The following is a 20977-nucleotide window of genomic DNA, read 5'->3' on the forward strand; positions in this document are numbered from 1 at the left end:
AATAGATTCCTATCTCTCAACTCGCTCAATCTCAAGGGCACAAACGCGGCATGAAACACGCCCCAGAGGCGCCACTGGCCCCCCGGATGATCGACGTGGGTTCAATCCGTGCCGCTCGAAGGTCCCGATTGCCGATACCCCTTCTCCCGAAACGCTCGGCTATTCATTGCCTCCCCCAATCCATCCCAGTCCGGGCTCGGATTCACAAACTCCGGGGATTGGTTGGCGGCTTCGTCGAGGACGATGGTTTCGTTTGTGGTGAGCTGGCCGCGTGAGGTTTTGCGGTGGACTTTCGGGCAGGAGGTGATGAGGCAGTTGTTGAGGGTGACCGGTTCTTTGGCTCGGTCGTCGGTTTGCACGGCTGCGGTTCGCATGGCGTGGAATGTGGAGCGGTTGACGGTGATCGGGCCGCCGTTGCACCACAGCCCGCAGGAGGCCCAGCCGGTAAAGCAATTCTCGAGCGTGGCGGATTTCCAGATGCGGATGTTTCGCGAGTTGCCCAGAGCAACGCAGTCGGTGAGTTCGACGGCGTCAACTTTCAAATCGAACCCGCCGTCCTGATTACGAATGCCCCGGCAGCGGACGAACCGCACATCGGTGGTATTCCCCTCGACCACGAAGCCGTCGCCGTTTTTGTAGCTCTTCTTCTGCAGCGGCATGCGGTTGTTGCAGGCGAGGCAGTCTTCGAACAGCAGCTCGGAGTTGGGCTCGCCGCCGTTATTCACCAGAAAGCCGAAGGGGAACAGTTCCGTCTTCGTTTCCCAGTCGGCGTCCCCCTCGGAGCAGTCAGCGGTGCACTGCCGTAGACTCACGCGATTGCAACCTTCCTCAAAGCGGAAGGCGTGCTTGGTGTAACGGCTGAGATCGCAGCCTTCGAGCAGCAGGTCGTCGCAATTGGACAGATAAAACCCATGCCGAAACCGCCGCATGTCGACGTCGTGAAAGACCAGCCCACGGCTGTTTGTGCCCTGCTTGTCTGGCCGCGCGAGCACGCAGTTTTCGTAATCCTCGATTCGCAGGTTCTCCATCCGAACGTGTCCCACCCCCGGCTCGATCCGCACCAGCGTGGCTCCCTTGTCCGGATCCTCTTCCGACCAGGACGACGCGAAAACCGGCAGGCCGTCGCCGCGATCGACGCCGGAGATCGTCTTGACCGCCCCCTCACTGCCGCCGTTGGAAATCGACAGCCGTGCGTCGGTGTAACGTCCACTGCCGATGAGCAACCGGTCGCCCGGCTGCAGCGTCTCGTTCACCACGCTCGACAGCGACTCCTGCCCGAACGCATTCTCCCAGCTCGTCCCGTCTTTCTGCCCGGCCCCTCGCGGCGTCAGGTAGAACTCGGCTGCATGAGCAAAACCGGGCAAACAGGTGATCGCAATCAGAATGCAGAACGCGCGCATCATCGTATGACTCTTTCTTGTGGACCGACTGGTCAAAAGACAGGAATGGCGAAAGCCGTGGCACCGGGAATCGGGTCGTCTGGAGTATAAAGGGAAGAACTGGCGGGATGCCAATGGCGCGGGAGCATTACGCGTCACCGCTTCAACGCCTGCAGGTCCTCCAGTGTTTTGCCCGCCTCATCCTGAAACTGTTCGTCACTGATGGTCATACTGGTGATGCGGTCGATGCGGAATTCGCGGAAGTCCTGGCGGAGTTCGCACCAGGCGGCGAGGAGCCAGACCGGGGCGATGAAGACGAGGCTGAGCGGGCGGATGCGGCGGCGGGATTCGTCGCCGTATTTGTCGCTGTAGTGGATGTCGACCCAGTGTTGGCTGCGGATGGCCCGGCGGAGTGCGGCCAGGTCGATGGTCAACGGCAACGCGTCCCGGCTGGCGCAGGCGTAGGCGGCGGATTGTTTTGCTTCGGCGGCCAGGGCTTCCGGCAGCACGGCTGCGATTTTCTCGAACGCCCGGCGGGCGGAATGGGCCAGCTCGGGATCGCCCCAGCTTTCGACCATCTGAGCCCCCAGCGACAACGCCTCCAACTCGTCAACATCGAACATCAACGGCTTGACGACATAGTCCCGGCTGAGCAGGTAGCCGAGGCCGGCTTCGCCGACAATCGGCACGCCGGACGTTCGCAGGTCGGCAATGTCGCGGTAAATCGTGCGGACGCCGATCTCCATCTCCGCAGCCAGTTCCTCGCCAGTGACCACCTGACGGCGTCCTTTGAGGTACTCCACAATTCGAAACAGACGGTCGGCACGACGCATCGGATTGATTTCCAAGAAGTTTTCCCGTCCTGACAGTCTCCTGACAATACGCTGTCAGGAGGGCTCTGTAAAGTTCCTGCGTGGGGTCGGCCAACGCAGTGCACGCACCAGGTTTCGATTGGACGGGTGGCCAGTCCGCCTCAGCGGGCGGGTCGCGTCAGCGACAAGAGGCAGCGCCATCCGCGTCTTATCGGGTGAAATCATCCGGTCTCGCAGAAATACGGTCCATGGCGCGGCCTCTTATGACTTCGTCACCCGCCCGTGCCGGACGGGCCACCCCCATCTTGTTTCCAGAGACTTTCCACACTTCATGCCCATGGGGGCATTGGCTAACAGGCATCAGTCCGGAAAGCCAAGTCATTCCTCAACGAAAGAACACCATGAAACCCGCAGCCGCCAGTACTCTGTCCGATACGCAGGTCGAAGTTATCCGCAGTTTCGCCGCCCCGCTCGAATCGGTCTGGAATGTGTTTACTCAACCCGAGTTGGTCAGCCGCTGGATGCCGAGCCCGCCCGGCTGGTCGATGCCGGTCAGCGAGATGGATTTTCGGATTGGCGGGACCTATGAGAACCGCTTCCGCGATGATCAGACCGGCCAGGAATTCGGCCTCGTCGGTGAATTCCGCGAGATTGAGCCCATGAGCAAAATCGTCCACCACGAACGCCATTACGTGGGCACTCCCGGAGTGGACTCCGACATTCCCTCGGTCATCACGATCACATTTCAGGAGACCGACGGAGTGACCACCGTCACTACGCTGCTCGACTACCCCACCCCGGAAGCCCGAGAAGCCGCCCTGGCCACCGGCATGATTGAGCTGATGGAAATGGGGTATTGCGTGATTGATGGGCTGATCGCGGGGTGATGCGGAAAGGCTGCGCTGGTTCCGATGGTGTCTCGCGCTGTCGATCGTCATCCGAAAAGCATGCCCACGGCAAGCGTGGGCATGGCACCCGGCGGCTTCCATTCCGGAGACGGCTTGCGTTACGCTGCAGTCCTCTCCTCCGTGTCCCCGACACGTGACCTTTATAACACCGGCTACAACTTTTCCCGGCAGTCCTCCATGAATGAACTCCGCAGCCTGCACTTCGAAACTCTCGGGGCAGCCGTCGATGATGCTCGCGGGCTTTTGGCGTCTGGTTACACTCGTCAGGGGAACTGGTCGCTCGGGCAGATCTGTCGGCATCTGGTTCTGGTTCAGGATCCGAGTCTCGATGGCTATCCGGGGTGGATGTCGTTGTTCGCTCCGCTGCGTCCGGTGATGCGACGATGGTTGTTGCCCAAAGTGTTGGGGCCAGATTCCCCTCGCGGTATTCGGACCGCTTCGATGTTCGTGCCGCCAGACCGCCTGGACGATGCCGCTGAGGTGGAAGGATTCTCGGCCAGCGTCGAACGATTGATCAATTCCTCGGGGGAGTTTGCTCCGCATCCGGCGTTCGGCCGAATGCCTCGTGAAAAGATCCTCGCAATTCACACGGCCCACGCGGCTCATCACCTGAGGTTCCTGTGCGTCTCCCAACTTCAGAAGGAGAGCTGATTTTGCACTGCAGAACGTCATCCGAGAACGCATGCCCACGGCAGTCCGACCGGGTGCCACTGGCGTCCCGCCAGTGCGCTCGTGCTTTCGCGAAGAACTCTTCATGGCAGAGACAACCGAACAACATGCCCAACGCGGGCCGGGCCCGGGTCAATTGAACCAGATGGCGAAGCCGATGAACTCTCCGCGAAAAAGACGTCTCATTCGCGAAAAGACTTCGGCGTCCACCGGCCGCTTTTGTACTTCCTGGTACGATTCCAGATAGGGGGTCGCGGCGGTTCCCTGAATCCAGAGGATCAAATCAAACCGTCTCGGCTCAGTGAAAACGCGGTTCAGGTTGATCCCGTAGGATTTGTTAACATTGGGCCCTACAGGTGTTGTGACGCGCGGATTTCCCCGCCAGTACGGCAGCAACCTTTCGCCCTGGAATACGGCCTGCAGTTCCTTCATCACTTCAATCCAGCCGGAGATCATTTCGTCGGTGATCGCAACGTTGGGAATGACCCCCGTCTGTTCCGAATTTGGTAACCATTCCCGATCATTGTCCGTCTCTGCCGTGATCAGTGCCCAGGACTGCGGGCTCAATTCAGTCATGGCGATCAGATGCTCGATACTGGATCGCATCTTCTCCCGATCGGCGACTTCGAAGTTGATCAAATGGATGAAGGCGATGAGATCGGCGATGTTTTCAGCACGAAATCCCATGAACATCCCGACTCCTTCCTGCTGCAGTTGAGGGAAGTCCGATTGCACGTCAGGATAAAACAGATGGGCCGTCCGCTGAAAAAGATCGTTCCAGTCGTGGGCCAGTACAAACTCGCCCATCGCCATCAGCAGGTGGCAATATCCTCGTAGCCACAACACATCCCCCCCATCAAACGCGATGACGAAGTTCTTGCTCGTGTTTTCATTCACATTGCGGTTGAACGTCGCATAGATCTTCCAGAACGCTTCCGATTCGCCCACCTTGCCATCCGCGTTCAAGTCGAGGCGGGTTTCCCCGATATCGACTGGCAACTTGACGTGGTCGACATCGACCTGGGACAGGGTCGCTTCGGCAACCTCAAGACCACTCACAAAGTTCTGAAAGATGGCTCTCGCTTTGGGATAGCTGATCTGTTCCGGATGGGGATTCGGCGGAACTGGAATTCGCATGAAAGGAATATTGCGGGCGCGATTGAGCACGCCGTACCGATACTGGTCCTGTGCCAGCCCTTCGACGGCCTGCAGAAACTGCATGACCCCCAGTCCAAACTGCAATTCGGCATCATCTTTAGCGGCTTGGGATCTCCTCTCGAAGTCGGAGATGCCCTCTTCCAACCGCCCGGTGTTGAGATACTCCTGCAATGGCGTCTCTCCAGCCGAACAAGGCGATGCCGCTGATGGCGGGAGCGAGAGTGCCACGAGAATCAAACAGCTGATGATCGACCGACTCATGACAAAGGTCTCCGTTCCAGCACGTGGGTTTGGGGGATAGCCGAGACGCTCCCTGCACGATACCAGATGTAACGAACACTGCCCAAACCATTCCTGGCGATCACGGGAAAGAACGTGTGGCCGACTTACTCACGAAATCCACCGCCGGGTGCCACTGGCGTGTCGCCAGTGCTGTGGTTACTTTTGAAAGTGGTTCGTTGAGTCGATCGTCGATGAAAAGCATGCCCACGGCAAGCGTGGGCATGGCACCCCGGTGGTTTGCATTTCCGACGACGCAAGGTCAGAGATTGCCGCGGCGTCCGACAGGGTTGCATCGCGAAGGATCACGTTCGTGTGCCGCCTTCTGTGGGAGCCTGCGGGAGTAGTCGGGCAATGAGCATGGCTCCGGCCACCACGACGAAGACGACGCCCACTGCGATTCCCAGCCAGCTGGTCCGAGAGGCCCCCGGATCGATGACGCTGTCGGCTGGAGCGTCCGGGTCGTAAAAGACCGTCACTTCGCGTCCCGCGGCGTAGCGTTTTGCGATCGCTGCCGCTGAGGACTGAGCCATGAGCTGCGTGTCATAGCTGATCCGGTCACCACGAAGCGACTCGCCGTTGACCGTGTACTCATACTCGACGACGGGAAAGTATCGCGACGGATCTCCTCCGGTGCCGTGTTTGGTCTGAACCGTCGACGAAATCACCCGGCCTTCCGTGGTAGGCCAGGTTGTACTTGCACTGCCTCCATGGAGGGCCCCCGTCTCTTGCCGAACGACCTCCCACCCCAGGTAGAGAAACACACCTGCAAAGATCAGGACACCGACCAGCGGCTTTTTCCTCTCCGTCATAACGTGGGTTCCTTCTGTGAGAGCAGGTCACTTCGACCGTTCTCAGCACAGGCTGTCCCCGTAGGCGTTGGCGTGCATCTCATACGTCCCAATCGGAACGTCCAGGAGTCCTCCCGAGTGGACTGCACGGTTCTGGTGCCTTTGGAGTTCACCACCATTCCGATGATCCCGTTCAATGCGAACTCCTCGTCGCCACGCGTCGATAATGCGTCTCGACGGCCCTGGCCTCCATGCCTTCCGGGCTGACATTGTAAGCGGTAATGAGGAGCTGATCTTCGGCCGTCAGTTCGTACACGGTTCGCCATTTCCAGCGAGGCTGGTTCTCGCCGACGTCGTAGGCTCCGAGAACGGCAAAGCCACGTTCCATCGGTGGACCCTGTGAGAACATGATTGCGTAGTTCATGTGGAAGTCATCAATCCACGAGGCTTCGTACGCCTTCGTGACGGCATTGAAGCCGATGGTTTCCTCGCCGGTTCGTGGCTTGCCCTGAAGAGTTCCATGATAGGCATGGCGGAGAAAGCGACCTGCGAGGAGCGGTGTGAAGGAGCCGGTCAGTTCCGATTCGTCCGCCAGTTGACCAGGCTCGAACCACGTGCGACACGTTCCCCGCCAGTCGCCAGGAAGCTTTTCGAACAGCAGCGTGTGATTCATAAAGCACCTCGGACGATCTTTCTGGGAGGTCTCGTGTCCTCAGTCCGGAGCATCAGAAGACTCGCTCGGCGACCTTCAGACCGCAATCTCACCGGCGCCGGCTTCGAGCTTCTGCTTCAGGCTTTCGAGTTCCTTCTGGACCGCATCGCAGCCCTGCCTGTTCATGAGCCAGCCGAAGAGGAGGAACATCACTTTGGCGAAGCCCTTGCCACGGACCCAGGATTCCTGAGTGACTCGCGTGCGGCCGTCCAGGTCTTCGAAGCGATACTCGGCTGCGATATCGAAGCTCTTTCCGGTCAGGCTGATGGCGGATCGATTCGGAGGTTCCCAGGCGGTGATGATTCCGTGGAAGACCATACGGTGCCCCCGGTCTTCGGTGACGCAGCGGAATTCGGTCCCGACTCCGTTGTTATCTTCAATCACCTCATTTTCAACCACGGTGAGGCTCCACTCGGCGACATGTTCGTTGGTGTAGGTAAAGACTTCGTCGATCGGCCGGTCGATCTCAACCGAAGCTTGGCTGTGCATGGGACCTCACAGGATGAAAAAAGGTGCCTGACGGCGAGTGTGCCGGAAGAGCGATCCGCGGAACACGGAACGTCGTCGACGCGACGGCTGACCAGAAGTCGGTCAACGGGCGTTGCTCTGATGCTACCCGGCGGAGCCGGACGTGTCACGGAAATTCGCCGCCGGCTGCTGGGTGAAGCTTACTCGTCGGGAAGTCTCTGAACCGTGTTGTCCAAGCCCTGATCTTCAATGAGAGGGCCGCGAGTCCGCACGTTGCACTGACTGGTTACCTGTCCGAGCACGACGGGCATGCGGGTCTCGTTGTGAAAGAAGACGTCGCTGGTGTCGCGTTCGGCATAGTCGGCCATCCCTTCTCCGGCGGGAGGGACGCTGTAGCCGAGCATGACTGGAATCGGGATCTCACGCTGCTTTGCTTCGTCGGAGCGAAGATGAATGCGGTGTCCGGTTCCCCGTACGGTCGCCACGGCGTGGACGGTCATCTGCGAATCGTCTCCAAGCAGGGTGACCTCTGCTCTGGCGTCGTTTCCTTCGACAAACAGCAGGGGCCCGTATTTGGCATCACCCCGGCAGTTCTTCACGACGGTGCCATAGCCGAACCAGAAGCCCCGTTCGCATTCCACAGCCGTGCAGTTTTCGAGCACCGCAGCCGCCTTCGACCGGATCTCAAAGCCGCCCCGCATGTGCTTTGCGGTGCAGTTGCGAATGACGAGCCCCGGAATCTCGTCGTAGGTTCGAAAGCCATCCTCGGCGAGCGACTTCATGTAGCCGGGCAGAATGCGATACTCACCGTCCCGGTTCTTGATCACCGTGCGGAACTTTCGTTTGACGGCAATGCCTTCGGTCTCGGCCAGCATTTCGTCGGTCGAACGCAGCACGCCTTCGACATAACACCCTTCCAGAAGCGTGTTCGCCGCCCCTTTCTGGATGAAGAAGCCGTGACCGAAGGCCTTCATGTAGAGCTCGCAGTCGATGATGCGAGTGTCGTCGCCGGTCACCTGAAAGGCACTTTGTTTGTAGCCTCCCTTGCCGAACAAATCGCCGTATCCGTACGGGCGGGAGCCCTGCACATGCAGCGTCACCTTTTCAAAAGAGTTTCCGTCACCCGTGCAGGAGATGACCGCGCCCCCCTGGGAGAGGCCGTGTTCCACATTGGTGATCGTCAGCCCGGTAATCGTGTTGCCATCCCCGGAGAAGATGAACTCGTTGGTATGAACCGGCGGCCGCCCGATGCCCCGGATCGAGACATCGACTTCGATCGTCACGTCGGTCAGTTCAAAGCGATTGTTGTCGCCGCTGAACTGCATAAAGGTGAAGTCGCCGGCTTTGCGACGCGATGCCAGCGCGTCTCGCGACATGTAATCGGTGTATCGGTAGACGCCCGGCTTCATTCGCACGACGTTGTCGCTCCGGGACGCGAACTCGGCCAGTTCCCGAAGGCTCGAGATCTCGACTTCCTCCGCGCGTACGGTCTCTGTCACTGCGACCAGCAACGTCCAGGAGAGAATCAGTTTGAGCGCTTGCAACGTGACCTCCAGCAGTCAGGGGTGAGCGAGGCGTTCCCGCACAAGAATCGCGGCCATTCATTGTCAATTTCTCGGCCGTCGGGTCAAACGGTTTTCTTCTCGCGGACTGTGAGGAACGCACGAACGAAATCGGCAACTGTTCGGAACGCTCTGGCGGCCTAACATAGAGCGACGACTGGAAATGCAGAAATGATGAGCAGCAGATCGCGGCCAGACCGAGCCGTGTGGAAGGGATGACGTGGCTCGATGTAACGGGAAGAACTCAGCGACTGGGCTGCTCAGCGCAGGCGAGGTTGAAGAGATGTTTCAGACTCTTCGCGAACACATGCCGGGGCGGACGAAGGATGCCAAAGGGCCGAAGGATCAGCCCGATCCGTTTCGGTCGTGCATCTCCTGCATGCTGTCTGCTCAATCACGCGATGCCAATACGCGGCTCGCTTCTCAGGCGTTATTCAAGCTGGCCAGAACACCCCGGGGGATGCTGCGGCTGCCGCAGGCAGAAATCGCAGCGGCCATCAAGCCGTGCGGCTTGTACAACAGCAAGGCGAAGAGCATCCATCGCTTCTGCGAGGCGTTGCTCGAACAGTTTGATGGTGTCGTGCCGCAGACGCGCGAGGAGCTGATGAGTCTGCCGGGGATAGGTCGCAAGTGTGCCGATATCGTGCTGCAGTTCACGTTCGGCATCGACACCATCGCCGTCGACACGCACGTGCATCGCGTCTGCAATCGCACGGGACTGGCGGTTGGCAAGACGGCTGATGCGACCGCTCGAAGTCTGGAGTCGCAGGCTCCCGAGTGGGCGATGCATGAAGGGCACTTCTGGCTGATTCAGTTCGGAAAGCGGATCTGCCACGCGCGTGCTCCGAAATGCGGGGCATGTCCGATCAGTCGCATGTGCAGGTATTATCAGCTTGAGGTCCGCGAAGGATAACGGATCCTTCACCACCGCGTGCCGTCTGGAATTCAGTCCCGAACGCGCGTCAGTGTTTCTCGCGGCGTTTCACCGAAGAACTCGCGGTACTGCGAGGCGAAGCGACGCGAATGGTTGATGCCCCATTTCTCGAGCAGTTTGCGAACCGAAGTCTTGCTCGGTTTCTGAGCGAGCAGCTCCTGGCGAATGATGCTCATCCGCGTGACTCCAAACAGCTGCACGGGAGGGAGACCATAGACCTCTCGGCAGAAGCGCTGAAGGCTGGTTTCGGAGAGGCCGGTTTCCTGAAGCAGCTCCTGAACCGGGGTCGCGTCGGTGATTTGTTCCGCAAGGAAACTCTCGATGCGAGCGACGATCGCGTGCTTCTCCAATAAAGTCTCGTTTCGCATTGCCTCGACGAGCGACACCCCCTGAATGGCATTGATCACGGTGCGGATCAGCCGGGCTTCCGCTTCGGCTGCGAACGGGCTGGTCGGAAACTCCGGTTCGTATTCATCAGCCGACAGCAAGAGGTCGATTTCGTCTCGAAGCAGTTCACTGAACGCCGGAGGGATTGTCAGATTCGCAAAGCCCTGGGACGGAATCGTCACCTCGCGACCGCTGATCGCAACGGCCTGCTCCTGCAACCAGTCGCGACGGACCTGTATGGCATGCCAGGGGGAATTGGGCGACGACCTGTAGTCGAAGGCGAGCCCTTCCGAGCAAAGTTGAACTTGATGGAATCGAATCTCGGAACCGTTTCCCCACGAAGGCTGATCTCTGCACGAGGTGAAGCCAATGACAATCCAGCCCTCGGGAAAAGCACCCCGAGCGAAGCAGGGGAGGTTGTAATTGCCCTGGTCGATCCGGCAATGGGGGAGCTGCAGATGAGCAATCTTTCCATGGAACTCGCCCCCACGAAGCAGGCGATGTTCGAAGCCGGTTCCGGTGACGGCTTCAAAGAGCAGCTGAGGTTCAAATGTTTCGAGGGAGAATCCTCGGGACTGGTTTTCCATCAAATGCTTAACTGGAAACGGAGAACGGAATGTCAGAATGGATAGGTGTTCCGATTGTATACCGAACGTGTCAGTGGATCACCCCTGAATCTACGTGACGTGCCCTGGAAACGGCGATGACAGCAGAGGTCTTGTCGCACTACTCGCAGGCAGGTTGTACTATGGCCATCGGTAATCGTCCTGGGATGTGGTGGTTAGCAGGCAATCAGTCCGTGCTTTACGTGAGGAGTTCCATGGGGATTTCAAGCCAGTTTGAATGTCAAACCTGTGGACTCGCCGCCGCGGTGAGCGGGGGAGACGACGTCGGAAAGATGACGCGAACACAAACGCGTTACTGTTCCAACTGTGAAACGTTGGTGGATGTCTGCACCGGTCTGCATGACCATGTTCAGGAACAGGCTCACCATCGGGACGAGTACAACCGGTGCCCCGATTGTCGCGAGATCGCCTCGATCGCCTGGGCTTCCGGAGAACCCTGTCCGCGGTGTGGCGGAACGATGACAGGACCGGGCGACGTGATCGTCTTCTGGGACTGAACTGGAGTGGACGACCGGGTTTCTTAGGGACGGCCTGCTCAACCGGAGCGCCCCCGTCACCCCTCCTGATCGGCGGACTTGTCTTGAGGGTCGTCGCTCGATTCGTCCTGCTCGTCGTCATCTTTCCATCTGAGAAACCAGCGTTCTCCGACGAAAATGACCAGCATCCCGCCGCCGGCGACCCAAAGGACGAGAGTATCGGACGTCGCTTTGATTCCGATGAACGCCGCCAGAATCGCGACATCGAGAACGATCGCCGTGACGAGGACCCATGTTTGCGCACCGACTTCTTTTCGCAGATGGCGAAGAATCCCCCAGTGGACCGCGATGTCCATCACGATATAGAAGATGGCTCCCAGTGAAGCGATCCGCGACAGGTCGAACAGGACGGTCAGAACAACGGCGAAGACGACCGTGTAGACCAGCGTATGTTTCTGAACGCTTCCGGGCATTCCGAAATGACTGTGGGGAACCAGATTCATCTCGCTGAGCATGGCCAGCATTCGCGAGACGGCGAACGTGCTGGCGATGAGACCGGAGATCGTCGCCACAATGGCCAGACCGACCGTGAACCAGGTTCCGTACGTGCCGAAGGCGGGGCGAGCCGCTTCGGCCAGGGCATAGTCGCGGGCTTCGATGATCTCGGAAATCGACAGATTCCCAGCCACCGCCAGGCCGACCAGCATGTAGACGACCACGCAGATCGAGAGAGAAATTATGATCGAGCGGCCGACATTCTTCTTCGGGTCGACGAGTTCCGCCCCACTGTTCGTGATGGTGGTGAACCCCTTGTAGGCGAGCAGTGCCAGAGCGGTCGCCGACAGGAAACTTCCGGCTGAAGTGCGATCGGTCACGCCGACACTCTCGAACGTGAGCCCCGAGGCCCAGAGGGCGGCAAGCGCGAAGATCGTGATTCCGCCGACCTTGATCACGGCTGCGACGGTCGAAAGCGTATCAATGAATTTGTTGCCGAGAATGTTGACGATAAAGGCAAAGATCAACAGTCCGACCCCCAGGGCCGGAACGAGGTAAGGATCGGATTTTCCCCCGAACAGCTGAAGCGTGTAGGTCCCGAACGTGCGTGCGACCAGGCTTTCGTTGATGACCATCGAGAAGTACATCAGCAGGGCGAAGCCGGCTGTCGCGGTTCCCTTGCCGTAGGCCTTCATCAGGAACATCGCGATGCCGCCGGCTGACGGGTACGACTGCGCCAGCTTGACGTACGAATAGGCACTGAACGCGGCGACGAGAGCCGCACTGAGGAAGGCCAGAGGGAAGAGTCCGCCGGTCTGTTCGGCGACCTGTCCGGTGAGCGCGAAGATCCCCGCTCCGATCATCACCCCGGTTCCCATGGCGACCGAACCGGTGAGCGAGAGGCTGTTTTCCTTGTATTGACTGGATCTTGAATCGGAGTCGTTCATCTCTGGTTCCAAATCTGTCGGGGACCAAGGCGACACGGATGACGCGAGTAGTTTCGGTATCCGTATTCTGTGCGACCTGAGATGAAACGAAAGACCTCTTTTCCCGGGAAAGCAGGGGAGAATCGCGATCATTTGATCACGTGAGAGGCCGTTGGTCTGGTCAGATTGAGGTCCCGAAATGGGACCGAAAACATTCTCCGGTTCCGTCGCGGTTTTTGTCGTCCTCTGTGAACGTTCCGTGAAGGCATCTGGCTCGTTCTGTTAAGGTTCGATGAATTCACAATCAGTCTGCTAACGATCGCGGATTTGAGCCGACAGTTCACTTGAGCTCGCCCGGGACGATCTGTAATTCAGTCATCTCGCGATTCTTCCAAGCCTCCCGGTGGTACTGAAGTGCCCGGGCTCCGAATGAGGATTTCACGACGTTAGGGATCCCATCGGCCAGTGAACTCGGCCGGAGAGATCAAATTGAAAAGGACACGTTCCAGGTAAGTACGATGAAAACACAATTCTCCTCCCGTTTCCGTCTTCGTCACGCATTCACACTTATTGAATTGTTAGTGGTGATCGCGATTATTGCCATTCTGGTCGCTTTGCTGCTTCCGGCTGTTCAGCAGGCCCGGGAAGCGGCTCGCCGCAGCAGCTGTAAGAACAATCTGAAGCAGATCGGACTGGCGCTGCATAACTATCACGACGCTCACAGCAGTCTTCCTCCCGGAAGCATCGTGCTGCTGAACTCGTCGGGCACGACCTACAACGGCCACGGCTGGACCTGGCATGCCAGCATCTTGCCCTACATCGAACAGGCCGCCCTCTACGATGCGATTCAGGGACCGGGCGACAGCGGCATGGGATCGGAATCGGGCGGGGTGAACGACACCAAGCAGCAGCTCGCCGGTCAGACCACCATCTCGACGTTCTGGTGTCCCTCGCAGCCGGATGTTCGGCTTGGCGTCCAGAAAAACGAGTACTCGACATCGAACTACAACGGAAACATGGGAACCCTGATCGGCTACAGCGGCGACAACTGCTACGGCGGTTCGGTGACCGATGTTGCCGGGATGCGGGCCAGAGGCGGCTGTATGAATGCCGACGGCATCTTCTTCGTCAGCAGCCACATTGCGTTCCGGGATGTGACCGATGGGCTGAGCAATACGATCTTCGTTAGCGAAGTGATCGACTCGGGTGGAGACGCCGATCGACTGGGTGGCGGCGGCAGCGACCGCAAGCACTGCTTCTCCAACGGAGCCGACAGCAACCCGCCAACCGAGATGACGGAGTATCTCATCGCGGCGGAGAGCAACGATCCGATCAATGCCTACACCGAAGAAGCCGCCGGGAGCTATCACGTCGGCGGAGCTCAGTTCGTGCTCGGCGACGGAAGCGTCCGGTTCCTGTCTGAGAACATCGCAATGTCGACCTATCAGGCGATCAGCACGCGAGACAACGGCGAAGTTCCCGGCGAATTCTAAGAGCAAATTCAGCATGGCCGGGAGATTGCCGCCCATGCGACTGCAGGCGAAGCATGAAAATGCTCTAAGAGCGGATTGCTGTCTGTAAGCCCGCGTTTCAGCGAAGTTGTGCCTGAGACGCCGCGATAGGGGACGGAACGGAATGAATCGTCCCTCAGTCAGAAGCCGAAACATGCCCGGGCCCACCGACGGCTCGGGCCCTGTTTCTGACCGCTTTGCTTATTTCCTAACCCTCGCGCATCTGATGGGAGATTCGCACTCCATCCGGCGCGTCTTGAGATCCATGACAGGTGAGTTGAGATCATGCGAAACATCGCAGCACTGAAGAGCGTTATTGTGTTCGCCGCCCTGGTCCTGTGTGGCTGTGGCGGATCTGGCGATCAGCCGGAACTGGGACTGGTCAGCGGGACTGTTCGTTTTGAAGGGACGCCGCTGCCGGGAGCCGTCGTCACATTCATGCCGGAAGCCGGTCGTCCCGCTTCGGGCGTCACCGATATGCGGGGCGTCTATGAGTTGACCTACATTCGCGATACGAAGGGCTGCAAGATCGGCCCGGCCCGGGTTTCGATCGCCGCCAACGCCGAAGGCGGAGATGAAATGGAACTCGAAGGGGATGACGTCGATCAGTCGCAGCACACCATCAACGCGGATGGAATCCCCGCTCGTTACAACGACGAGACGGAACTGACGGCCGACGTCAAGCCAGGCGAAAATACGTTCGACTTTGACTTGGAGAAGGAGACGAAGAGAGTCAGTAAGCGGTTCTAGAACGATAGGCAATGACCGTCGCTCGACAGACTACGGAGTCCAGCCGGGCAGAATCGCGGCCTGTTGGACCCAGTGAATGAACTGGCCCTCGTCGAACGGCTTGTTTTCATAGATGTCGATCCAACGGGACTCCTGACTGCGTTCAGTACCCCCAGGTGGAAGCGGCTCCAGCGACGTGCCGGCGAAGAAGGTGACTTTGACGTACTTCGTCAGACAGTGGAACGACAGGAACCAGCCCTCCCCTTCGATGCCGTAGAAGGGGGAGTTCCAGCGCACCGCCTTGGTGACATTCGGGACGGCCTGGACGATGAGTTCGTCGAGTCGCCGTCCCAGGTCGCTTTTCCAGCCGGGCATGGCAGCGATGTAGGCTTGCACCGGAGCATCGCCGTCGGCTTTGGCGATTTGGGGATTGCCGCCGGAGAGCAGGACCACTGGTTCCGCTGTTGTCTGATCACTCGTGGAATCGGTCTTCTTCCGCGATGTGGTCGCTGAGTTCTTCGCCTTTCCGACAGCCTTCGAGGTGTTGAACGCGATCGCTTCGCGGATCAGAGCTTTCAAGGCGCGAGCGTTAACCTTATCGCCTTCATGAAAATCGATCGCGCGGCGTGTCTTCCCCTCCAGGCTCGCATTGAACAGGCCGGTCGGATCCTTCAGGGAGGCCCCGTGGGCGAACGTCATTTTCACCGCCTGCCTGTAGGTCTCGCCGGTGCAGAGGATGCCGTTGTACGACCACGTCGGCATGCCGCGCCACTTCCATTCCTCGACGATGTCGGGGTTTGTTTGTCGGACGACGTCGCGAATGCGGGCCAGGGTCTCACCCCGCCAGTCGCCGAGTTCGGCAATTCGTTGATCGATCAATTCCGCTGGCGTCGACGCACTGATCGACGCTTCCGATTTCGTTGTCGCGGTCCTGGCTGACTTTTTCATCGGCGTCCTGAAGCGTCTTTCAATTGTTCTCGGCGACCCGGTCGACGTTGATGAGCCTGTAGCATCCAAAGGGGTTGTGCATCGGACTTTGCGGGTCGAGTTCATCGTCGATCTTCTCCGCGATCACGAACTGCTGTCCGCCCGGCTCGGCGAAGACGTGGCCGACATCGACCGAAGCTCCACTGCAGATGCCCCGGATGATTTCGACCAGAGCATCCGCGTCTTCGCGGTCCCCGGAGGACCGCATCGTCAAATTGGGGAATCCCATCACCTGCATACCCATGGTGTAGAACTTTCCTTCGCCCTGAATGATCGAGGTGAAGGCAAAGCTGACCGCATCCGGGCCGCCATCTTCCGTCATCTGCAACCAGTCCTCGCCAGAGTGTGCCAGCGCACAGTTGTCGATAAAGACGCCGAGTCCGCCCGCGTCCACGATCACACTGGCGGCTCGCATCATTGCCCGCGCAGCATCCATGGAACCGCCGGGCCCCGTCAGGCCGACGTTCACCGTATAACGGGCAAGTCGTTGTTTCGTGGTGTCGGACAACGGACGACGACAGGACGACGCGAAGATGCCCGGGAACTGCTCGTCCGGAAAGAGCGGCGAGAATGCGATCTGCGTGCCATCAGGCAGAACCAGTTCGGCCGGCGTCATTCGATAACCGGAGGGGAGGCGTTCCAGAAGCTCGCCGGGATGTTCCCAGTCTCCCGGAATACGCAGGGTGATTTCGGGAGTATGATCAGTGCTGTTCATCGTCTATCCGCCGGGCGTGTGTGAGTTCAGGGTGTCTCTCGTCTGAAGGAGACGAGTGTACTGCGCCTGCGGACAGGGTGTCAAAATGAGTTTGAGCCACGGCTCGGCGAGTCTCAGTTCTCCTGTTTTCGTTGTTCTGCAGCCGTTTTGATCGCAGTGCGATTCGCGTGAGTCATGGGCACTTTCTTCATCGTCTGCACTTCGCCGGAAGGGAAGGACTGCACGGTCAGAGAAACCGTCTTCGCAGGTGGGCGTCCCATGCGGGAAAGGAGTTCGACCAGATCTTCTTCAAACCGCATCTGCCAGCGGCTCTCGTACGTCGTGCGGCTGAAGGCCAGAATCTCTTCGACCGGAATATCGTTCAACGCGATGAGCCGATACCACTGCTCGTTGATCTCGACTTCCGGCCGATTCTCGTTCCAGCGGACGGCTGAAAACGGAGACAGCTTCGCGAACTCTCCCTCGCGAATCGGTTCCGCTGCCCGGCGGCTCGCGACATCCGTGGCATACACGATGCCGAGGCAGACCGCGACCATGATGGCCCAGTATACGAACACGGCCCAGCGCGGTGGAACACAGGCGGGCCTGGATAGAATCGGGAGGTCTTCCAGATTCTTGTCGGTCGAATCCTCGCCCGATGGTTCTTCGGTCAGCGTTGCCAGCAACTCGTCGAGTTCGCGTCGTTTCGGCTCGTAGTGTGTTTGCAGGACCCGTTGTGTGATGAAGTGCAGCATCACGAAGATTGCCACGAACAAAACGAGAACGGCGGCGTTCACATCGAAAAGGGCTTCCCCCCAGTTGCCAGTCTTCAGGTACGCGATATGCACCATCGCGATGAAGATCGGGATCGCCATCGGCAACTCATACCACCAGAGTTGATTCCGCTGCAGCCAGATCTGATGGTCGATCATGTTCAACGATTCCCGCGTGCATTGGACGAGTGAATCGCCGGGCTCAGGGTGCGATTCGTTTTGCACGCGGCGAGCGAACAACAGGAATCCGATGCTCCCCATCATCGCGGGCACCATCAGATACCAGGTCCAGGGAGACCCCGTGGTCAAGCCGAGATAAACCCAGATAGGGACGAGCAGCAGCAGGGTGCCGACCGTACTGGTTTCATCAAAGAGCATCTCCGCCTGCATGCTTCGCTGATTCTGTTGCAGGAACTTTAGCAGCGCTCCGAAGTCGACTGTCATCTGCGGTTGAGCGGCGGTCGATTGCCAGGCTTTCTGGTAGTCATCGGAATTCATGGGAGCCTCCCGTCATTAATTCGCTCAACGATCTTCGGGCCCGATGCAATTTCACGCCGACGTGGTTCTCGGAAATTCCGAGGACTTCCGCCATCTCGCGATAGCTCAGTTCATCGAGATAAAGCAGAATCAGAGCCGCCTCCGCTTTCGGCAACTGGCGGATTGCCTGATACAGTCGCTCCACGATTTCTCGGTGCTGAGCCTGCTCGACGCTATCGGAGTCGGGCGTCGCCACGGCATGAATTTCCAGCAACGGCTGTTGCGAAGTCCGTCGAGGCCGATCGTTCCGTTTCCAGTTCATCGCCGTATGCAGAGCCACGCGATAGAACCAGGTCGCGACGTTGGCCCGCCCCTCAAAATTCGGCAGCGACCGCCACGCCTGAAGCAGGATTTCCTGAGCAAGATCCTGACTGTCCTCACTGGTGAGGGTGTAAGCCCGCGCGACCTTCATGACTGCCGAACTATGCTCGTCCAGCCATGACAGAAACTGCGCGTTGTGATCCGATTCAGCCAATGCAAATCCTCGCTTCCTGCAGGATTGGTCACGCGGGCAGGAAGAACCTTACAGGATTTGGCAGAATTGTTGTGAGTATGTGAATCGAGCTGCGCGACAAGACGGAACTATGGAACCAGAAGGCGAGCGATGAGGACCTCCGCTCACGCCGGATACTGGAGCACCTGTCGGATCGGGCGTTTGATGAGTTGATAGGTCATGCCGCCCAGCGTGATCGCGGCCAGGGTGCCGACGATGATCGACATCCAGACCGGGCCGATCTGATAGCCGATTGTGTTCATCAGCTGCTTCATGCCCGAGCGGCGTCCGCTCGCTTCGTAGTTCGGTTCGCAGATGGCGGTGAACCAGATGAAGAATCCGCCGATGACCGCGATCACCGAGACGATAAACAGCGGCCCCTGAATCACCGACCAGGCGTCGGCTTCTTCTTCACTTTCCACGCCGCCGAGATGCGTTTTCATCGCGGCGAAGATCTGCTCCTGTTCCTTGCCTTCCGGAACCTTGATCTTCTTCCCGTCGCGATCGAACAGCGACAGCTGCCACAGATCTTTCGAGTAGGTCGCTTTCGAGATGTCTCCCGGAGCATAATGCGTCGCCTGGGGCGACTCCCGCAAAAGGACTGCAGCGTCTCCGGGCGAGCTTTCAGCCGCGGCGACCAGATTCTCCCACTGCGAGTGATCTTTCATCTTACGAACGAGCGTGACCCCCACCGGCGAGACATAGGCGATATGATATTTCTTGTCGTCGCCGATCCCATTTTGCCAGGAAACCAGGGTTCCAACGGTCGTCGCCTCAGTCGTCGCGCTCGTCATCGGGGGCTTCTCCGCATAAAGGGTGTTTGATCGGTTATTGTGGGGCAGGCGAACGAGATTTGCAACGACGCTCTGTGAATTTGCCGGGAAAAAGCAGACCTTCTCGAGGCAATGCTGATGCCGACCTTTCAGGTGGATTCCGCGTCTGCTGATTGAGATTTCTTTCTGAGAAACTGAATGGATGCCGTAATATTTGAATCCGAGCAGCTACGAATTCGTTGAACCACGTTGACGCATTACGCGGAAACACCCCGGAGAGTGACATGTCGAACGCTGCCTCTCGCTCCCCCTTTTCTCGAAGGCGAAACGCTGTGCATTTCCTCTTCTTCAACACGTTGGGAGTCGTGCTGCTTCTGGCGGCTGGTGGCAGTTTTTATGTGGCGTGGGCGGAAGACTCTACAGAACGTGAGGTCCGGGCCGAGACGTTCGCAGGGTTAGCGGAGCAACTTCGTCAGGAGCAGAAACTCGTCGGACTGGCCGGCATGGTAATGGTCGATGGCTCGGTCACCGAATCGGCAGCCGATGGCGAGCGGAAGACCGGGAGTGGAGTCGCGGTTGAAGTCGGCGATGAATGGCATTTGGGCTCGATCACCAAATCGATTACCGCGACGATGATCGCGAGACTCATCGAAAAGGGACAACTGGAGTGGACGGATACGGTTGCCGAGCACTTCCCGGAAGCCGCGATCCATGAAGACTGGCGAGACGTCACGCTCCGCCAGCTGCTGACGCATACCTCGGGCGCGAGGGCGAACTTTTCAATCGGCGTGCGGATGCTGCATCCCTCTCTGGAGGTCGAATGCACGGCTGAGCGGAAGAAGGCGGTGCTGGCTGTGCTCGCGAAGAAGCCCGCGACTGATCCCGGTGAGACGTTCGTCTATTCCAACGTTGGTTACACCATCGCCGGGGCCATTGCCGAACAGGCGACCGGAGAAGGCTGGGAAGATCTCGTGCGGCGGGAAGTCTTTGAACCACTGGAGTTGACCCAGGCGGGGTTCGGGCCTCCAAAGAGTTCCACCGAAGACGTCGAGCAGCCGGTCGGTCATGTGAAGGCCTTCTTCTGGAAAACCGCGATGGACGACTCGGCGGACAACACGCCGATCATCGGCCCCGCCGGCACGGTTCGCATGACTTTGAAGGAGCTTTGCACGTACGGCTCGGCTCATCTGCAGGGAGAACTTGGTGGCGACATGCTGCTGGCTCCAGAAACCTGGCAGGAGCTGCATCGGCCCGAGCTGAACAACTACGCCTGCGGCTGGGTGAAGAAAGAGGCCGGCTGGGAGATCCCGCACACACTTTACTGGCACAACGGCTCGAACACGATGTGGTACGCCCTGCTCGTTGTCATTCCGGGGAAGAACATGGTCGTTGCCGTGGCATCCAACGATGGCGACATCCCCAGAGCCGAAGCAGCGGCCTGGGAACTGGTCAACCTGAGCGCCCGAAAGGTAAAGCCCGAGCTCGACGCCGAACTGCGTCGCGATCTGCCGAGTGCCGCCTATCCGAAGCGATCCCCCTTCGCCGCAGTTCGCTGGAACGAAGATGAGCCCGAAGTTCGGATTGATGGGGACTGGTTCAAGCTGGTTTCAATCGACGGTCATCCGACCGGCCAGCTGCTCCGCTTCAGTCGCGAACGCTACGAAGAAAAATGGCGAAAGCGGTTCGAGGAAGATCTGTTCGAACTGCTGGCCCGAATGGGGCATGAGCCGGGCGAGACCGTTGACCTGGTCGTTCAGGCTCCCGACGCCGAGGAAATGCAAACGCTCAAAGAGGTGCCGATGACTGAAGAGAACCGGAAAGCCATTCGGGCGGCTGTTCAGAGAAAAGAGCCGTGAATCCGCCACCCCTCACTGGCGAGTCATCGCCTGTCTGAGGTC

General features: G+C 59.0%; 21 protein-coding genes. 7 read left to right on the forward strand and 14 right to left on the reverse strand.

The features are described 5' to 3' along the window. Positions 1 to 101 precede the first annotated feature (101 nt). Positions 102 to 1403 (reverse strand): right-handed parallel beta-helix repeat-containing protein, encoded by a 1302-nt coding sequence (locus tag L1A08_RS17040; RefSeq protein ID WP_238757716.1) that lies wholly within the window; start codon positions 1401 to 1403, stop codon positions 102 to 104. Positions 1404 to 1534: 131 nt separating this feature from the next. Further along, on the reverse strand, positions 1535 to 2212 hold the full coding sequence (locus tag L1A08_RS17045) for a helix-turn-helix transcriptional regulator (RefSeq protein WP_238757718.1): 678 nt from the start codon (positions 2210 to 2212) through the stop codon (positions 1535 to 1537). A 380-nt stretch (positions 2213 to 2592) separates the two neighbouring features. Here L1A08_RS17045 and L1A08_RS17050 point away from each other — a divergent pair, with 380 nt between their 5' ends. Together L1A08_RS17050 and L1A08_RS17055 are read left to right on the forward strand one after the other, a co-directional pair. Next, complete coding sequence (locus L1A08_RS17050) at positions 2593 to 3078, forward strand: SRPBCC domain-containing protein (protein ID WP_238757720.1); 486 nt, start codon at positions 2593 to 2595, stop codon at positions 3076 to 3078. A gap of 198 nt (positions 3079 to 3276) precedes the next feature. After that, positions 3277 to 3750, forward strand: a complete 474-nt coding sequence (locus L1A08_RS17055; protein ID WP_390896912.1) for a DUF1569 domain-containing protein — start codon at positions 3277 to 3279, stop codon at positions 3748 to 3750. Positions 3751 to 3900: 150 nt separating this feature from the next. On the opposite strand, the gene L1A08_RS17060 is transcribed toward L1A08_RS17055, so the two are convergent. From L1A08_RS17060 to L1A08_RS17080, 5 genes are all read right to left on the reverse strand, one after another. After that, on the reverse strand, positions 3901 to 5187 hold the full coding sequence (locus L1A08_RS17060) for a hypothetical protein (RefSeq protein WP_238757724.1): 1287 nt from the start codon (positions 5185 to 5187) through the stop codon (positions 3901 to 3903). Between the two features lie 323 nt (positions 5188 to 5510). After that, positions 5511 to 6017 carry a DUF3592 domain-containing protein gene (locus L1A08_RS17065; RefSeq protein WP_238757727.1) on the reverse strand — a complete coding sequence of 169 codons (507 nt, stop codon included), beginning with the start codon at positions 6015 to 6017 and terminating at the stop codon, positions 5511 to 5513. Positions 6018 to 6189: 172 nt separating this feature from the next. Further along, positions 6190 to 6669, reverse strand: a complete 480-nt coding sequence (locus L1A08_RS17070) for a DUF1579 domain-containing protein (RefSeq protein ID WP_238757729.1) — start codon at positions 6667 to 6669, stop codon at positions 6190 to 6192. 75 nt (positions 6670 to 6744) lie between these two features. Continuing rightward, entirely contained in the window at positions 6745 to 7197 is a 453-nt protein-coding gene (locus L1A08_RS17075; RefSeq protein WP_238757730.1) for an SRPBCC family protein, read from the reverse strand. 179 nt (positions 7198 to 7376) lie between these two features. After that, a complete protein-coding gene (locus L1A08_RS17080) occupies positions 7377 to 8720 on the reverse strand; it encodes a right-handed parallel beta-helix repeat-containing protein (RefSeq protein ID WP_238757731.1) in 1344 nt (447 codons plus the stop codon). A 301-nt stretch (positions 8721 to 9021) separates the two neighbouring features. Between L1A08_RS17080 and L1A08_RS17085 the strand changes: the two genes are divergently transcribed. Next, on the forward strand, positions 9022 to 9651 hold the full coding sequence (locus L1A08_RS17085) for an endonuclease III domain-containing protein (protein WP_238757732.1): 630 nt from the start codon (positions 9022 to 9024) through the stop codon (positions 9649 to 9651). Positions 9652 to 9683: 32 nt separating this feature from the next. On the opposite strand, the gene L1A08_RS17090 is transcribed toward L1A08_RS17085, so the two are convergent. Further along, positions 9684 to 10646 carry an AraC family transcriptional regulator gene (locus tag L1A08_RS17090; RefSeq protein WP_238757733.1) on the reverse strand — a complete coding sequence of 321 codons (963 nt, stop codon included), beginning with the start codon at positions 10644 to 10646 and terminating at the stop codon, positions 9684 to 9686. A gap of 233 nt (positions 10647 to 10879) precedes the next feature. On the opposite strand from L1A08_RS17090, the gene L1A08_RS17095 reads away from it, so the two are divergent. After that, complete coding sequence (locus L1A08_RS17095; protein ID WP_238757734.1) at positions 10880 to 11182, forward strand: hypothetical protein; 303 nt, start codon at positions 10880 to 10882, stop codon at positions 11180 to 11182. 56 nt (positions 11183 to 11238) lie between these two features. Here the strand turns inward: L1A08_RS17095 and L1A08_RS17100 are convergent, their stop codons facing one another. Next, the gene (locus L1A08_RS17100; RefSeq protein ID WP_238757735.1) at positions 11239 to 12603 is read right to left on the reverse strand and encodes an APC family permease; all 1365 of its coding nucleotides are present in this window, start codon (positions 12601 to 12603) and stop codon (positions 11239 to 11241) included. 497 nt (positions 12604 to 13100) lie between these two features. On the opposite strand from L1A08_RS17100, the gene L1A08_RS17105 reads away from it, so the two are divergent. Then, positions 13101 to 14075, forward strand: coding sequence for a DUF1559 domain-containing protein (locus L1A08_RS17105; protein ID WP_238757736.1), 975 nt, complete (start codon positions 13101 to 13103; stop codon positions 14073 to 14075). 303 nt (positions 14076 to 14378) lie between these two features. Further along, on the forward strand, positions 14379 to 14843 hold the full coding sequence (locus L1A08_RS17110; RefSeq protein ID WP_238757737.1) for a hypothetical protein: 465 nt from the start codon (positions 14379 to 14381) through the stop codon (positions 14841 to 14843). A 30-nt stretch (positions 14844 to 14873) separates the two neighbouring features. Here the strand turns inward: L1A08_RS17110 and L1A08_RS17115 are convergent, their stop codons facing one another. From L1A08_RS17115 to L1A08_RS17135, 5 genes are all read right to left on the reverse strand, one after another. Next, positions 14874 to 15770: a DUF1801 domain-containing protein gene (locus L1A08_RS17115; RefSeq protein WP_238757738.1), complete on the reverse strand. Its 897-nt coding sequence runs from the start codon at positions 15768 to 15770 to the stop codon at positions 14874 to 14876. 19 nt (positions 15771 to 15789) lie between these two features. Further along, entirely contained in the window at positions 15790 to 16524 is a 735-nt protein-coding gene (locus L1A08_RS17120; protein WP_238757739.1) for a hypothetical protein, read from the reverse strand. A gap of 113 nt (positions 16525 to 16637) precedes the next feature. Further along, entirely contained in the window at positions 16638 to 17774 is a 1137-nt protein-coding gene (locus L1A08_RS17125; protein ID WP_238757740.1) for a hypothetical protein, read from the reverse strand. After that, positions 17761 to 18288: an RNA polymerase sigma factor gene (locus L1A08_RS17130; protein WP_238757741.1), complete on the reverse strand. Its 528-nt coding sequence runs from the start codon at positions 18286 to 18288 to the stop codon at positions 17761 to 17763. The genes L1A08_RS17125 and L1A08_RS17130 overlap by 14 nt, the downstream gene beginning before the upstream one ends. 143 nt (positions 18289 to 18431) lie before the next feature. Beyond that, positions 18432 to 19100 (reverse strand): hypothetical protein, encoded by a 669-nt coding sequence (locus L1A08_RS17135; protein WP_238757742.1) that lies wholly within the window; start codon positions 19098 to 19100, stop codon positions 18432 to 18434. Between the two features lie 311 nt (positions 19101 to 19411). On the opposite strand from L1A08_RS17135, the gene L1A08_RS17140 reads away from it, so the two are divergent. Continuing rightward, entirely contained in the window at positions 19412 to 20935 is a 1524-nt protein-coding gene (locus L1A08_RS17140; protein WP_238757743.1) for a serine hydrolase domain-containing protein, read from the forward strand. Positions 20936 to 20977: the final 42 nt, after the last annotated feature.

Source organism: Rubinisphaera margarita (assembly GCF_022267515.1).
Lineage (GTDB): Bacteria > Planctomycetota > Planctomycetia > Planctomycetales > Planctomycetaceae > Rubinisphaera > Rubinisphaera margarita.